Source organism: Halobacterium sp. CBA1132 (assembly GCF_001485535.1).
Taxonomy (GTDB): domain Archaea; phylum Halobacteriota; class Halobacteria; order Halobacteriales; family Halobacteriaceae; genus Halobacterium.
The window spans coordinates 880,792-895,288 of the sequence record NZ_BCMZ01000001.1 but is presented as its reverse complement, the minus strand read 5'-3'; the positions used below and the strand labels follow the sequence as shown (position 1 = coordinate 895,288).

At 66.8% G+C, this 14,497-nt stretch carries 11 protein-coding genes; 5 read left to right on the top strand and 6 right to left on the bottom strand.

All coding sequences use genetic code 11. From position 1 onward, the window contains the following. The first annotated feature begins 23 nt into the window (after nucleotides 1-23). Nucleotides 24-803, top strand: coding sequence for an HAD-IIA family hydrolase (locus AVZ66_RS04655; protein ID WP_058982275.1), 780 nt, complete (start codon nucleotides 24-26; stop codon nucleotides 801-803). Here the strand turns inward: AVZ66_RS04655 and AVZ66_RS04650 are convergent. Genes AVZ66_RS04650 through AVZ66_RS04640 form a run of 3 tightly spaced genes read right to left on the bottom strand, consistent with a single transcriptional unit; the run spans nucleotide 800 to nucleotide 5,551 of the window. Next, nucleotides 800-1,984 (bottom strand): nitrate/nitrite transporter, encoded by a 1,185-nt coding sequence (locus tag AVZ66_RS04650; RefSeq protein ID WP_058982274.1) that lies wholly within the window; start codon nucleotides 1,982-1,984, stop codon nucleotides 800-802. The genes AVZ66_RS04655 and AVZ66_RS04650 overlap by 4 nt on opposite strands. Nucleotides 1,985-2,042: 58 nt before the next feature. Next, a complete protein-coding gene (locus tag AVZ66_RS04645; RefSeq protein ID WP_058982273.1) occupies nucleotides 2,043-3,152 on the bottom strand; it encodes a DNA topoisomerase IV subunit A in 1,110 nt (369 codons plus the stop codon). Further along, the gene (locus tag AVZ66_RS04640) at nucleotides 3,149-5,551 is read right to left on the bottom strand and encodes a DNA topoisomerase VI subunit B (RefSeq protein ID WP_058982271.1); all 2,403 of its coding nucleotides are present in this window, start codon (nucleotides 5,549-5,551) and stop codon (nucleotides 3,149-3,151) included. The genes AVZ66_RS04645 and AVZ66_RS04640 overlap by 4 nt, the downstream gene beginning before the upstream one ends. Before the next feature lie 165 nt (nucleotides 5,552-5,716). Between AVZ66_RS04640 and gyrB the strand changes: the two genes are divergently transcribed. After that, entirely contained in the window at nucleotides 5,717-7,636 is a 1,920-nt protein-coding gene (gene gyrB, locus AVZ66_RS04635; protein ID WP_058982269.1) for a DNA topoisomerase (ATP-hydrolyzing) subunit B, read from the top strand. Nucleotide 7,637: 1 nt separating this feature from the next. Continuing rightward, nucleotides 7,638-10,130 carry a DNA gyrase subunit A gene (gene gyrA, locus AVZ66_RS04630; RefSeq protein ID WP_058982267.1) on the top strand — a complete coding sequence of 831 codons (2,493 nt, stop codon included), beginning with the start codon at nucleotides 7,638-7,640 and terminating at the stop codon, nucleotides 10,128-10,130. 216 nt (nucleotides 10,131-10,346) lie between these two features. Here the strand turns inward: gyrA and rocF are convergent, their stop codons facing one another. Beyond that, entirely contained in the window at nucleotides 10,347-11,252 is a 906-nt protein-coding gene (rocF, locus tag AVZ66_RS04625; protein ID WP_058982265.1) for an arginase, read from the bottom strand. A gap of 67 nt (nucleotides 11,253-11,319) precedes the next feature. Continuing rightward, nucleotides 11,320-12,243, bottom strand: coding sequence for an NAD-dependent epimerase/dehydratase family protein (locus AVZ66_RS04620; protein ID WP_058982263.1), 924 nt, complete (start codon nucleotides 12,241-12,243; stop codon nucleotides 11,320-11,322). A gap of 101 nt (nucleotides 12,244-12,344) precedes the next feature. On the opposite strand from AVZ66_RS04620, the gene AVZ66_RS04615 reads away from it, so the two are divergent. Together AVZ66_RS04615 and AVZ66_RS04610 are read left to right on the top strand one after the other, a co-directional pair. Beyond that, complete coding sequence (locus AVZ66_RS04615) at nucleotides 12,345-12,878, top strand: Rrf2 family transcriptional regulator (protein ID WP_058982261.1); 534 nt, start codon at nucleotides 12,345-12,347, stop codon at nucleotides 12,876-12,878. A 49-nt stretch (nucleotides 12,879-12,927) separates the two neighbouring features. Beyond that, nucleotides 12,928-14,097, top strand: a complete 1,170-nt coding sequence (locus AVZ66_RS04610; protein WP_058982259.1) for an NAD(P)/FAD-dependent oxidoreductase — start codon at nucleotides 12,928-12,930, stop codon at nucleotides 14,095-14,097. On the opposite strand, the gene AVZ66_RS04605 is transcribed toward AVZ66_RS04610, so the two are convergent. Continuing rightward, nucleotides 14,094-14,447 carry a hypothetical protein gene (locus AVZ66_RS04605; RefSeq protein WP_058982256.1) on the bottom strand — a complete coding sequence of 118 codons (354 nt, stop codon included), beginning with the start codon at nucleotides 14,445-14,447 and terminating at the stop codon, nucleotides 14,094-14,096. The two genes, AVZ66_RS04610 and AVZ66_RS04605, sit on opposite strands and share 4 nt — an antisense overlap. Nucleotides 14,448-14,497 lie beyond the last annotated feature (50 nt).

Below are 14,497 nucleotides of genomic sequence, written 5' to 3'. Positions count from 1 at the left end.
ACGCCAGCCGTCCAAAGAGTGGTATGAACGTCCGTGGCGCCGTCGTGGACCTCGACGGCACCGTCGTCCGCGGCGAGACGCTGATTCCGGGCGCCCGCGAGGCAATCGCGGCGCTCCGGGAGCGCGTGAGTCGCGTGCTCTTCCTGACGAACAACCCCACAATCGCGCCCCGAGAGTACGCCGCGCGACTCCGAGCGTTGGGCATCGACGCGACCGCAGGGGACGTGCTCACGTCCACGGACGCGACCGTCGCGTACCTCCGCGAGAACCACGGCGACGAGCGCGCGTTCCCCATCGCGGAGGCCTCGATAGTCGACCAGCTCCGGGACGCCGACGTCCCGCTGACCGACGACCCCGACGCCGCCGACGTGGTCGTCGCGGGCTACCACCGCGAGTTCCACTTCCGGGACCTACAAGCCGCGCTGGACGCGCTCGACGACGAGACGGCGTTCGTCGGGACGGACCGCGACACGACGATTCCCACGGAGGACGGCCGGTCGCCGGGCTCCGGGGCAATTATCCGCGCGGTCGCAGGGGTGACCGAGCGGGAGCCGGACGCCGTCCTCGGGAAGCCGTCGGCCACGACCGCGCGCCTCGCCGCCGACCGCATCGGCGTACCCAGCGACGAGTGCGTGCTCGTCGGCGACCGCCTCGACACGGACATCGAAATGGGCGAACGCACAGGGATGACGACGGTACTCGTGCGGACCGGCGTCAGCGGCGACGCGGACCTCGCGGACAGCGACGTGCGACCAGACTACGTCTGCGACTCGCTCGCGGACGTGCCCGGCCTGCTGGACTAGTCCTCGAAGTACGCGAGCGCCAGCACGAGGCCAACGACGGTGAGCGCGAGCGCGTACCCGAACGCCGCGAGGTAGGCTCCGGTCGCCGCGATGATTTCGCCGGCGACGAGGGGCGCGCTGAACGCGCCGAAGAGGCCGACGCTGGTGAGCAGCGCGACGGCGGTGGTGACGTCGGCGTCGTCGACGACGCCGGGGACGACGCTGTAGAACAGGCCGAGGCTCAACTGCACGAAGTAGCCGCCGACGAGGAGGAACGCGGCGACCACGAGGTACGTCGAGGAGGCGGCGATACCCGCGAGCGCGACGCCGGAGACGACCAGCGATACGAGTACGACCGGGCGGGTGCGGCCGCCGAGCAGGCGGTCGGTGACGACGCCGCCGCTGGCGCGCGCCGCCGCGCCGAGCAGGGGGAACATCGCGGTGAGCGCGCCGCTCTGCGCGAGCGACAGCGACAGTTCCGCGGTGAGGTACGTCGGCACCCAGCTGTTCACGAAGAGGTACAGCGAGTACGACACGAACCCGAGCGCGCACACCAGCAGGACGGTGCGGTTGCGCGCGACGCCGACCACGCTCGACAGCGACGGAATCTCGCCGGTGCCGCCGCCGGCGAGGTCCGACTCCCAGCCGGCGAGGATGCCGGCGAGCGCGGGCACGAAGAACAGCGGATAGACGAGGAAGACGGCGGCGGGGCCGTACTCGCTGGCAATCGTCGGCCCCGTGAGGTGGCCGACGGCGAACCCGACGGGGCCGCTGGCGGTGAACAACCCCGTTGCGGTGGCGGCGTTCTGGAACTGCCCGAACACCGTGAGGCCGGTGTTCCAGATGAGCACGAATCCGAGGCCGGCGACGACGCGCGCGTACAGCACCGGCCAGTACGCGCCCCGCTGAGCGAACTGCCAGCTAGCGAGGCCGCCGACGAGGAACACGCACGTCGCGAACGTGAAACTCCGCGCCGCGCCGAAGCGGTCGACGACGGCGCCCGCGGGGACGCTGGCGACGACGGCGACGCCGAGCATCACGCTCACGAGCCAGTTCACTTCCGCGGCGCTCGCGCCGAGGTGGTCGGCGAGCACGGGCGTCGTGCTCGCGGGCACGATTTCGAAAGCGCCCGACGCGACGGCTGTCAGGAGGACGGAAGCGACGACGAGCGGGTGCTCGGAGAGCGCCGGTCGGGAGTCCATAGTTCCGACGTGCTACTGCACTGCCTTGCCTCTATCCCACGCGGCAAACCGCGACCCGCTAGATGACGCCCATCTCGGAGAGGCGCTCCGGGAGGTAGGTGTCGGTCACGAAGTCGAGGCCGCGGGACGCCAGCGCCTGCTGTTCGGCCTTCTTGTCGATGTCCAGTTGGAGCTCGATCTGCTCGGTCCAGAAGTCGCTCTGGAAGCGCGGGTCCTCCAGTTCGGATTCGAGGGCGTTCACGTCGGAGTCGCTGAGCGGGTCCGTCGGCAGGTCGTAGTCGACGATGTCCTGCGGGCGGATACCGACGAACTGCGCCTGCGGCGTGGCGAGGTACTTCGAGAGGTGCGCGGACTTGATGGAGCCGTACGCCACGGAGCCGAAGATGCGGTACGACCACGGGTCACCGTCAGTGAACACGGTGACCGGGAGGCCGAGTTCGTCGTGCAGGCGCTTCGTGAGCCGGCGAGTCGCCCGCGCTGGCTGGCCGCCGAGGTGGACGACGAGGCAGTCGTACTCGTCGTCGAAGCCGTTCTCGACGAGGCGGTCGCGCATCCCACCGGTCTCGACGCACATCACGAACTCCGCGTCGCTCTCCATGAACTCGATGGTGTCGGGGTTGTTCGGAATCTGGTAGCCGCCCTGCCCGACGTCGTCCTGACAGTGAATCTCGCGGTCGCCGCGGTTGGTCTGCTCGCGGATGCGCAGCGGCCCCATCACCTTCGCGCCGGACTCCTCGGGGCGCATGTGGAAGTCCTCGCGTTTCACGCCGGAGACGATTTCGAGGTCCTCGACGAGCTTGTCGGACTCGCTCTGGTCGTTGAACTGGGCCTCCTCCTCGTCCCACGACTCGGAGAGGTAGTACAGTTCACGCAGCGTCGACGAACGGTTCTCGTCGAGCTGCTGGGCGAGGAAGTCGATTGTGTAGATGGACTTCAGGAGTTTGCGCGCCCCCCGCACGGAGTTCGCCGAGCGCGTGCTGGTGCGGTCGCCGTACACCCACACGTCGGCGCCCTCGTCGTACTCGATGTTGGACTTCGAGCGCGTCGGCAGCGTCATCTTCGGGACGTCGCCGTCCGCGAACTGGTCGTAGAACTGTTCGGCCAGCTCGACGAGCTGGTCGCGGGCGTCGTCGCCCTTCGGGGTGTCTGGGGTGTTTGCGTCGCTCATTGGTCGACAGTGAGGCGGGCGTCCTCGACGCCCTGCACGGAGAGGTCGAACTCCGCGTCTTCGTCCACGCTGTACGTCAGTTCCGCGGTGTCGCCGCCGGAGACCGACGGCGACCACTTCACGAACCACTCGCCGTCCATCTCCACGACGTTCCCGTCGGAGGCGTCCGCGGGCTCGGCGGTGACGATGTCCGTGATGTCGACGTCCGCGGCCGTGCTACCGTGGTTCTCGACGCGCAGCGTCACCTCGCCGTCGTCGAGTTCGCGCTCGACGAGGACGTTGTTCATGATGCGCGCCAGCGAGTCGTCGACGTCGAGGGGCTCGTTGTCGGTCATCTCCGAGACTTTCTCCGCCATGGTGGGGAGGATGTCCATGATGACGTTCTGTTTCTGCTGGCGCTTGCGCATCGACTGGCGCTTGTTGAGGAACGACTTCAGTTCGCGGGCGGCCTCCCGCACCGCGAGTTCGATTTCGTCCTCGATTTCCTCGACGGACGCGACGGCGTCCTTGGACTCGCTGGTGAACGGGACGTTCGTCGACGCGACGTGAATCATGATGACCGCCGGCCCCTGCGGGAGGCCGCTCCCGCCGGGCTGGTCGAGGTTGTAGTTCCGCCAGCCGATGTCCTTGACGACGTTCGTCGTCGCGCACGCGCCGCGCTGGTAGACCAGCGGCACGCGGTTCGCGAACCGCAGCAGGTCGACGCCGCCCTGGTCTTCGAGTTCGCCGCCGTACGCGATGCCGGCTTCCACGATGAACGGGTCGCCGCCGTGGACCTCGGCGTCGCGGGTCGCCGCGGCGTAGAACTCGGCGTCGAACTCCTTGCGGAGACCGGCCTCCACGAGGTTGGCCTCGATGGGCGAGAGACACGAGGTCGGCGGCGCCATCACGTCGACGGTCGCCATCGCGTCCAGCAGTTCGCTGGCGGTGTCGCGGTCGCTCGCGACGGCCTTGGTCTTCGGCAGGTCGTCGGGGACGGTCGCCATGTCGGTCCAGAGTTCCTCGACGACGTTCTCGCGGGCGGTGTCGCCGACCGTGGCGTCCTCGACCTCCTCGGTCATCTCGGCGGCGCGGTAGACGAACTCCGCCAATTCGGCGCGCGTCACGCGGTCGCGGGGCGTGTCGCTGCCGAATTTGTCGGCGATGCGCTCGGCGAGCCCGCGCACGGTCGCGTCGTCCTTCTGGACGGTGGTCGCGGCGTCGACTGCGTGGAAGACGTCCGCCGCGCGGTCCTCAGTGAGCGCGGCCCACACCGCGTCGACGACGTGTTCCTGTACGGTGTCACCGAACGTCGTTCCGGAGGACTCCTCGGAGTCGGTGGCGGCGTCGGCGACGAGCGCTTCGAGTTCGGAGTACGCGACGCGCTCGGCGTCCTCGACGGCGTCGGCGACGCGCTCGGCGAACGCCGCGGTGTCGTCGGCGCCCTTGTTCGAGACGGCGTCGACGACGGCGGCTTCGAGGTCGGTTTCGGAGTCGATGCCCGGCGGCCGCCACCGTAATTCTCGGCCGTAGTGGCGGTCGCGGAACGCGTCGACGATGCCGTCGGCGGTCTTCTTCCCGACCCGGGTGAACTCCGACTGGAGGAACCCGGAGACGGAGTGCGAGTCGGTGTCGCCGAGCATCTTGATGAGCGTCCCGAGTTCGACGCCGTGGGGGTGGGGGCGAATCTCCTCGGTCTCCTCGGGGAGGCCCGCGCCCTCGGCGCGCTCGGCCTTGATTTCGCCCTTCGGCTCCTGCAGTTCGATGCGCGCGTGGGGGTTGACGACCGCGGTGTGCTTCACGTAGTCGTGGAGCTGGCCGCGGGCGCGCATGTTCGCTTCGAGGTCCATCTCGATGCGCGTGCCGTGGGTCCCCCGGAGGTCGCTCTCCGCCGCGGAGAGCTCCTCCTCGACGCTGATTTCGGGCTCGTTGGTGTCCGTGTCGATGATGAGCTCGTAGTAGTTCGACACGCCGGAGTCCTGCGTGCGGCTCTCGATGCGCACCGGCTTCCCGGAAGTCAACTGAGAGTACAATACAGCCGCTGAAATCCCGATTCCTTGCTGACCGCGATTTTGCTCTCGTGCGTGGAAGCGCGAGCCGTATAGGAGTTTCCCGAAGATTTTCGGAATCTGGTCTTTGGTGATGCCGGGGCCGTTGTCCTCGACGACGAGGGTGTAGTAGTCCCGGCCCTCCTCGATTTCGACGTAGATGTCGGGCAGGATGCCGGCTTCCTCGGTGGCGTCGAGGGCGTTGTCGACGGCCTCCTTGACGGCCGTGACCAGCCCTCGGGCGCCGCTGTCGAAGCCGAGCATGTGCTTGTTCTTCTCGAAGAACTCGGCGATGGAGATCTCGCGCTGGCTCGCGGCGAGCTCCTCCGCGATGCCCTCCTCCTCGCCGAGTGTCGACTGGAAGGACGTCATTCGATACACGTAGTTCCCGTTCGGTGGGTAAAACCCCAGCGGTGTGCGGGGTGAAAGTGAAAGTGAACGACTGACGGCGGACGGACGCAAGACGATTCGGCGGTTTTCGCGCGCACGCGTGCGAGTCTTTTTTACCAGCGGGGAGCCTAGGGAGATGCAACGTTCATGTCTGACCAAAGCGAGTACAGCGCTGGCCAAATCCAGGTTCTGGAGGGGCTGGAAGCCGTCCAGAAGCGGCCGGCGATGTACATCGGTTCCACTGACGCTCGTGGCCTCCATCATCTCGTCTACGAGGTCGTGGACAACTCCATCGACGAAGCGCTCGCAGGGTACTGCGACCACATCGAGGTGACACTCCACGACGACGGCTCCGTCAGCGTGGAGGACGACGGTCGCGGCATCCCCATAGACACCCACGAGGAGTACGACCGCCCCGCGGTCGAGGTCATCCTCACCGTCCTGCACGCCGGCGGGAAGTTCGACGGGAAGTCCTACCAAGTGTCGGGTGGGCTCCACGGCGTCGGCGTCTCCGTCGTGAACGCGCTCTCCGAGCGCCTCGCCGTCGAGGTTTCCCGCGAGGGCGGGAAGTACCGCGAGAAGTTCGAGCACGGCGAACCCGTCACCGACCTCGAGCGCATCGGCGACGTCGGTGACGAGGAGACGGGCACGCTGATTCGGTTCCGCCCGGACGCCGACATCTTCGAGACGCTGGAGTTCGACTACTCCACGCTCGAGAACCGCCTGCGCGAGCTCGCGTTCCTCAACTCCGGCGTCGAAATCACGCTCACCGACGAGCGCGGGGAAGAACCGCAGTCCTCGACGTTCGAGTACGAGGGCGGCATCCGGGAGTTCGTCGAGTACCTCAACGAGAGCCGGCAGGCGCTCCACGACGACGTTATCTACTTCGAGAGCGAGGAAGACGGCATCCAGGTCGAGATCGCGATGCAGGCGACCGACGACCTCCAGTCCTCGACGCACGCCTTCGCGAACAACATCAACACCCGCGAGGGCGGCACCCACCTCACGGGGTTCAAGACCGCGCTCACGCGCACGGTCAACGACTACGCCAACGAGAACAACCTACTCTCGGAGCTCGACGGCGAGAACCTCACGGGCGAGGACATCCGCGAGGGCCTCACCGCCGTCGTCTCCGTGAAACACCCCGACCCGCAGTTCGAGGGGCAGACGAAGACGAAACTCGGCAACAGCGAGGTCCGGGGCATCGTCGAGGGCACGGTCCACGAGGGACTGGGCACGTACTTCGAGGAGAACCCGAACACCGCCGAAGCCGTCGTTCGGAAGGCCGTCGAGGCCGCGAAGGCGCGGAAGGCCGCGAAGAAGGCCGAGGAGCTCACGCGCCGCAAGAGCGCGCTCTCCTCGACGAGCCTCCCCGGGAAGCTCGCTGACTGCCAGACGAAAGACCCCGACGACGCCGAACTGTTCATCGTGGAGGGCGACTCCGCGGGCGGCTCGGCCAAGCAGGGCCGAAACCCCGAGTTCCAGGCGATTCTGCCGCTCGGCGGGAAGATTCTGAACGTCGAGAAACACCGCTTGGACCGGATTCTCGAACACGACGAGATTCGACACATCATCACCGCGCTCGGCACGGGTATCGGCGACGAGTTCGACATCGACGACCTCCGGTACAAGAAGATCGTGATGATGACCGACGCCGACGTCGACGGCGCGCACATCCGCACGCTCCTGTTGACGTTCTTCTACCGCCACATGAAGCCGCTGCTGGAGGCCGGCTACGTGTACGCCGCCCAGCCGCCGCTGTACCGCATCCGGTACCGCGGCGAGACGTACGACGCGATGACCGAGGAGGAGCGCGAACAGATTATCGAGGAGAAGTGCGACGGCAACCCGACGCAGGTCCAGCGGTTCAAGGGCCTCGGGGAGATGAACCCCCAGCAGCTCTGGGACACCACGATGGACCCCGACAACCGCATCCTCAAGCGCATCACCGTCGACGACGCCGCGGCCGCCGACAAGATGTTCTCCGTGCTGATGGGGGACGCCGTCGAGCCGCGCAAGCAGTTCATCCAGGACCACGCCACGGACGCAGAGTGGGTGGACATCTAACATGAGTTCGGACGCACCAGACCCAGACGCACCCGAGGAAGTCGCGGACCGAGTGAAGAACGTCCGCGTGGACGAGGAGATGGAGCAGTCGTACATCGACTACGCGATGAGCGTCATCGCGGGCCGCGCGCTCCCGGACGTCCGGGACGGCCTCAAGCCCGTCCACCGACGCATCCTCTACGCGATGCACGAGGCGGGCGTCACTAGCGGGTCCAGCCACCGGAAGTCCTCGAACATCGTCGGGGACACGATGGGGGACTACCACCCGCACGGCGACTCCGCCATCTACGACGCGCTCGTGCGGATGGCCCAAGACTTCTCGATGCGGCATCCGCTCGTAGACGGCCAGGGGAACTTCGGCAGCGTCGACGGCGACCCCGCCGCGGCGATGCGGTACACGGAAGCCCGCATGGCACCCATCGCGGAGGAGCTGCTGACGGACATCGAGAAGGACACCGTCGACTTCCAGTCGAACTACGACGACCGCCTGCAGGAGCCGAAGGTGTTGCCGTCGGCGTTCCCGAACCTGCTCGTGAACGGGTCGTCGGGTATCGCGGTCGGGATGTCGACGAACGTCCCGCCGCACAACCTCGGCGAGGTCGTGGACGCGACAGTCCACCTCATCGACAACCCCGACTGTACAGTCATCGACCTGATGGACTACGTGAAGGGGCCGGACTTCCCGACCGCGGGGAACATCGTCGGGCGCTCGGACGTCAAGCAGGCCTACCAGACGGGCCGGGGCCGCGTCCGGATGCGCGCCGAGTACCACGTCGAGGAGGGGGATTCGAGTGACAGCATCGTCATCACGGAGCTCCCCTACCAGCAGAACAAGTCCAAGCTCGTCGAGCGCATCGCGGACGACGTCCGCGACGGCGACCTCGACGGCGTGCGGGACCTCCGCGACGAGTCCGACCGGAACGGCATCCGCATCGTCGTGGAACTCAAGCGCAACGCGAACACGGACGTCGTCGAGAACCACCTGCTCGAATCCCACCTCGAACGCACGTTCGGCGTCATCAACCTCGCGCTCGTGGACGGCCAGCCGAAAGTCCTCACGCTCAAGGAGATGCTCGAAGAGTACGTCGCCCACCGCAAGGAAGTAGTGCGGCGGCGCTCCGAGCACGACCTCGCGGAGGCCGAGGACCGCGCGCACATCCTCGAAGGCCGCCTAAAGGCCCTGGAGCAGGCCGACGACGTGGTCGAAACCATCCAGGACGCCGAGGACCGCGACGACGCCAAGGAAGCCCTGAAAGACGACTTCGGGTTCACGCAGGCGCAAGCCGACCACATCGTGCGGATGCAACTCGGCAGCCTCACGTCGATGGAGACCGCGGAAATCGAGTCCGAGTACGAGGACGTCACCGCGCGCATCGAGCGCCTCGAGGAGATTCTCGGCAGCGAGGACGAACTCCTCTCGGTCATCAAAGACGAACTCCAGGAAGTCAAAGACAAGTACGCCGACGAGCGCCGCACGTCGTTCATCGAGGACACCGGCACGGTCACCGACGAGGACCTCATCCCCGAGGAGGACGTCGTGGTCGTGCTCACCGAGAGCGACTACATCAAGCGTGTGCCCGCGGACACCTTCGACGCCCAGCACCGCGGCGGCAAGGGCATCATCGGCACGGACCTCAAAGACGAGGACCGCGTCTCCGCGGTGTTCACCGCGAGCACGCACGATTACTTGCTCTGCTTCACGAACCAGGGGCAGGTCTACCAGCTCAAGACGTACGAAATTCCCGAGATGTCCCGGACTGCTCGCGGCACGTCCGCCGTGAATATTCTGGACCTCGACGACGGGGAGGAAGTGACCTCCATCGTCAACACGGACGACTTCGGGGACGGGGAGTACCTCACGATGGTCACCAAGAACGGCATCGCTAAGCGGACGCCCGCAACCGAGTACGAGGACGTCCTCTCGACTGGCATCATCGGAATCCGGCTGAACGACGGCGACGAGCTCGTCGACGTCGAGGTAACTGACGGGAAGATGGACCTCGTCATCGGCACGGAACACGGGATGACGATTCGATTCGACGAAGCCGAGGTCCGGTCGACCAGTCGCGCTACGAAAGGCGTCAACGGCGTGAAGCTCCGGGACGGTGACCACGTCGCCGGCCTCGCGGCGACCTACGAGAACGACGACCGGAGTCTCTTGACAGTCACCCGAAACGGGTACGGGAAGCGAACGCTGGTGACCGAGTATCGACCGCAGTCCAGGTACGGATATGGGCTCGTCGACATCAAGACCGAAGAACGGAACGGCAACGTCGTGTCTATCGAAACGGTGACTGAGGACGACGACGTGGTCGCGATGAGCGCGGAGGGCCAGATTATCCGGCTCCCCGTCGACGAGATCTCGACGGTCGGCCGGAACACGAAGGGCGTGAAAGTGATGGGCGTCGAGGAAGGCGACGAGGTCGCCGACGTCTCCGTCTACCGCCCCAGCGAGGACGGCGAGGAGGAAGACGAGAGCGAAGCCGACGAGTAACGGCCCACCAACTTTTCTATCGAAATCGCATCCGCGAGCGAGCGGTCCAACGGACCCGAGCGACGCGGTTCACTGCGCGAACGAGCGAAGCGAGTGAGCGCAGGCCGACGACTGAGGGAGAGTGAGCGTAGCGAACGGACCGAAGGAGGAGTGCTTTTAGCGTAGCTTTTGCCGAGCTCGGCGGCGAAGCCGCCGAGCGCAGCGCAAAAGGTACGTTTAGAGGATTCGCTTCCCGAGCGCGCTCGCGGCCAGTTCCGCGGCGATGTCCGCGGTCCGGTTCGACTCGTCCAGAATCGGGTTCACTTCCACGACTTCCAGCGAGCGGAGGAGGTCTTCTTCTGCGTCCCGTTGTGCGATCGCCTCCAGCGCCGCGTGGGCTTCCCGGTAGGTCGCGCCGCCGCGGACCGGCGTCCCGACGCCGGGGGCTTCGTCCGGGTCGAGCCAGTCGACGTCCAGCGAGACGTGGACGCCGTCGGTGCCCGCGGTCACAATGTCGAGGGCTTCGTCGACGACGCTGTTGACGCCGCGCTCGTCGATGTCGCTCATCGTGAACGCGGTCATCTCGCTGTCACGGATGGCCTCGCGCTCGGACGGGTCGAGGTTCCGGAGGCCGACGAGCGCGACGTTCTCCTCGCGGAGGCCGGCGGCGTTCGCCCACTCCGTGTCCGCGAACTCGCCGCGGCCCAGCGCCGCCGCCAGCGGCATCCCGTGGACGTTCCCGCTGGGGGAGGTCGCGGGCGTGTTGAAGTCGCCGTGGGCGTCCAGCCAGAGCGCGCCGATTTCTGCGTCGCGCGCGCTCCCCGACAGCGACCCGATGGCGACCGCGTGGTCGCCGCCGAGCACCAGCGGGAACGCGTCGTCCGCGATGGTGTCCGCGACCTCGTCGCCGAGGCGCGTGCAGACGTCCTCGATTTCGTCGAGGAACTTCGCGCGCCCGTCGCTCGGTTCGCGCTCCTCCGCCCGGGGGACCGCGAGGTCGCCGGTGTCGACGGCGTCGACGCCCGCCGCGTCCAGTTCCGCGGCGAGGTCGGCGTAGCGAATCGCCGACGGCCCCATGTCGACGCCGCGTCGGTCCGAGCCGTAGTCCATCGGTGCGCCGATGACGTGGACGGTCTTGGTCATGCCCGTAGCTACGGCGAGCAGTCCTTAGTGCGTGTGGTTCCACGACCGCGAAGCCGACACCGCAGAATCAGTCCTCGCGGTACGGTTCGACGACGCGCTCGACGCCCTCCGCGAACGAAATCTGGGGCTCCCAGCCGGTCGCCTCGTGAATCTTGGAGATGTCCGCGCACGTGTCGTGGACGTAGTTCTCCAGCGGGATGGGCTCGTACTCGGGTTCGACGTCCGTGCCGAGCGCGTCGTTGATGAGGTCGACCATCTCGTTGAACGAGTAGGCGTCGCCGGTGCCGAGGTTGTAGACGCCCGTGAGTTCGTGCTCGGCGGTCGTCACCAGCCCGCGGACGATGTCGTCGACGTGCGTGAAGTCCCGCGTCTGGGAGCCGTCGCCCCACAGCACGGGCGACTCGCCGTTCGCGATTTTGTCCGCGAACTGCGAGACGGTGTTGGCGTACTCGCCCTTGTGGCCTTCGTTGCCGCCGTACCCCTGGTAGACCGAGAAGAACCGCATCCCCGCACACGTGATGTCGTCGTAGAAGCTGTTGTAGTACTCGGCGTATCGCTCCCGGCCGAGCATCGACGCGTCGTAGCCGGTCGCGGCTTCGAGGTCCATGTCCTCGGGGCTGGGTTCGGTTCGGCTGCCGTACGCCGAGGACGTCGACGCGTAGACGACGGTGTTACAGCCGTCGTCGTGAGCCTGTTCGACGACGTTGACGAACCCCTCGATGTTCACGCGAGCGCCCTCGCGTGGGTTCTCTTCGAGCATCTGTCGCGACGAGAGCGCGGCGAGGTGGTAGACGACGTCGACACCCTCAGTCGGCAGGTCGTCGTCGAGCACGTTCGCTTCAACGTACTCGACGGCGTCGTCGAGATTCTCCGGGGTGCCGAGGTAGCCGTTGTCCAGCGCGACGACGTCGTTGTCGGCGGCGAGGTGGTTCGCGAGGTTCGATCCGATGAACCCAGCGCCGCCCGTGACCAGCACGCGATTTCCGTCCATGTTCGTGAATCGACGGTCGGGCCGTAAAACCTACTGCTTCGCCGTCTGTCTCCGGGCGCCCCATCGGGGGATTTATGGAAAACACCGGCCAACCCATTCGTATGTCATCGATTGAACTGACCTCCAGTCAGAAGACGATACTGCGCGCGCTCGTAGACCTCTACACGGAGCGCGAGCAGGCCGTCAAAGGCGAGGACATCGCCGAGGAGGTCGACCGCAACCCCGGTACAATCCGGAACCAGATGCAGAGCCTGAAAGCCCTCCAACTCGTCGAGGGCGTCCCCGGCCCGAAGGGCGGCTACAAGCCGACCGTCAACGCCTACGAGGCGCTGGAAATCCAGAAGCTCGACACGACCGCCGAGGTGCCCGTGCGCCACGAGGGCGAACGCCTCGAAGACGCGAACGTCGAGGAGGTCGGGTTGACGAGCGTCCACCACCCGGAGCTGTGCCGCGCCGAGATTCACCTCCGCGGCTCCATCCGGGAGTTCCACGAGGGCGACAGCGTCACCGTCGGTCCGACGCCGCTGTCGAAGCTCGTCATCGAGGGAACGCTCGACGGCAAAGACGACACTGCGAACATTCTCATCCTGAAAATCGACTCGATGGAAGCGCCGGCCGAAGAACCCGACCACTGACGCGCGACGTTTCAAAGCCTTTGTATCACCGGGCGACGCAGGTCTCAGTATGACAACTAGAGTCGTCGTTCTCGGTGCCGGCTACGCTGGCGCCGGCGCGGTGTCGAAACTCGAAGACGAACTCGGCCCCGACGCGGAACTCGTCTGGGTATCCGACACCGACTACCACCTCGTCCTCCACGAAGCCCACCGCGTCATCCGAGACCCGGGCGTCGAGGACAAGATTACGATTCCCGTCGAAGACATCAAGTCCCGCGGGACGCGGTTCGTCCACGACGACGTCGTCGATGTCGACATCGACGACCGCACCGTCGAACTCGAAGACGGCGACGACGTCGACTACGACTACCTCCTCGTCGGCATCGGGTCGGAGACGGCCACCTACGGCATCGACGGGATGGCCGAACACCCGCACACGCTGAAGGGCCTCGACGACGCCATCGAAATCCACGAGGACGTCACGGCCGCGGCGCGAGAAGCCACTCGGGACGACCCCGCGAAGGTCGTCGTCGGCGGCGCCGGGCTCTCGGGCATCCAGAGCGCGGGCGAACTCGCGGAGTTCCGCGACCGCCACAACGCGCCCATCGACGTCACGCTCGTGGAGGCGCTGCCCGAAATCTTCCCGCCGGGCGACAGCGAGATTCAGGGCGCGCTCCGCCACCGCATCGAGAAGCGCGACATCGAGATTCTCACCGACGACCCCATCACCGCGGCGACCGCCGACCACCTCGAGTTCGACGAGCGCGACGACCTCGACTACGACGTGTTCCTCTGGACCGGCGGCGTCACCGGCCCCAGCGAACTCGGGGACGTCGATCTCGACGCCGAGCACAACCGCCTGCAGGCGGGTTCGAACCTCCAGACCGGGAACGAGCGCGTGTTCACCGTCGGGGACTGCTCGCTGGTCGACCAGCCCGACGACGAAGTCGCGCCGCCGACCGCGCAGGCCGCGTGGCAGGCCGCCGACGTCGCCGCCGAGAACATCGCGCGCGCCATCGACGACCGGCCGCTGCGAACGTGGACGTACGACGACCAGGGAACGCTCGTCTCCATCGGGGAGGCCGCCATCGCTCACGACGTGCAGATGAACGGTTTCGCCTCGCCGGTCCGTACGTTCAACGGGACGCCCGCGAAGATGCTGAAGAAGGGCGCGGCCGCGCGCTGGATCGCGAAGATTACGTCGTGGTCGCGCGCGATGAAGGCGTGGGACGCGCTCTAGACGTCGGCGACGGGTCGCTTCTGGATTCGCCACTCGCCGGCTTGCACGTCCAGTTGGAACGTGCGGCTGGCCTTGTCGGACTGCAGGATGAGTTTACTCTCGGTCGTCTCGAAGCGCGTCAGTAGCTTCAACTCGACTTCCTCGCGGACCGTCTCGAAGCGCAGTCGGTGGCGCCCGTCGGCCTCGTAGAGGCCGACGCGGAGCCGAATCTGTTCGTCGGTCGGGGGGAACTCGCAGAACAGCGTCTGTTCGGTGGTCTCCTCGATGTCGCCGTCGTTGCGGTCGGCCCACGCCTCGAAGGCCGAGACGAACGCCGAGGAGAGCCCGTCGTCGTCCCAAATCGGTCGCATACGCCGACCACGACGGCGCCGGGTTTAGCGTTTCGGGAGTCGGCCGACGG

Coding starts and splice junctions, on each gene's coding strand:
- AVZ66_RS04655 (WP_058982275.1), top strand. CDS start 24: ATGAACGTCCGTGGCGCCGTCGTGGACCTCGACGGCACCGTCGTCCGC.
- AVZ66_RS04650 (WP_058982274.1), bottom strand. CDS start 1,984: ATGGACTCCCGACCGGCGCTCTCCGAGCACCCGCTCGTCGTCGCTTCC.
- AVZ66_RS04645 (WP_058982273.1), bottom strand. CDS start 3,152: ATGAGCGACGCAAACACCCCAGACACCCCGAAGGGCGACGACGCCCGC.
- AVZ66_RS04640 (WP_058982271.1), bottom strand. CDS start 5,551: ATGACGTCCTTCCAGTCGACACTCGGCGAGGAGGAGGGCATCGCGGAG.
- gyrB (WP_058982269.1), top strand. CDS start 5,717: ATGTCTGACCAAAGCGAGTACAGCGCTGGCCAAATCCAGGTTCTGGAG.
- gyrA (WP_058982267.1), top strand. CDS start 7,638: ATGAGTTCGGACGCACCAGACCCAGACGCACCCGAGGAAGTCGCGGAC.
- rocF (WP_058982265.1), bottom strand. CDS start 11,252: ATGACCAAGACCGTCCACGTCATCGGCGCACCGATGGACTACGGCTCG.
- AVZ66_RS04620 (WP_058982263.1), bottom strand. CDS start 12,243: ATGGACGGAAATCGCGTGCTGGTCACGGGCGGCGCTGGGTTCATCGGA.
- AVZ66_RS04615 (WP_058982261.1), top strand. CDS start 12,345: ATGTCATCGATTGAACTGACCTCCAGTCAGAAGACGATACTGCGCGCG.
- AVZ66_RS04610 (WP_058982259.1), top strand. CDS start 12,928: ATGACAACTAGAGTCGTCGTTCTCGGTGCCGGCTACGCTGGCGCCGGC.
- AVZ66_RS04605 (WP_058982256.1), bottom strand. CDS start 14,447: ATGCGACCGATTTGGGACGACGACGGGCTCTCCTCGGCGTTCGTCTCG.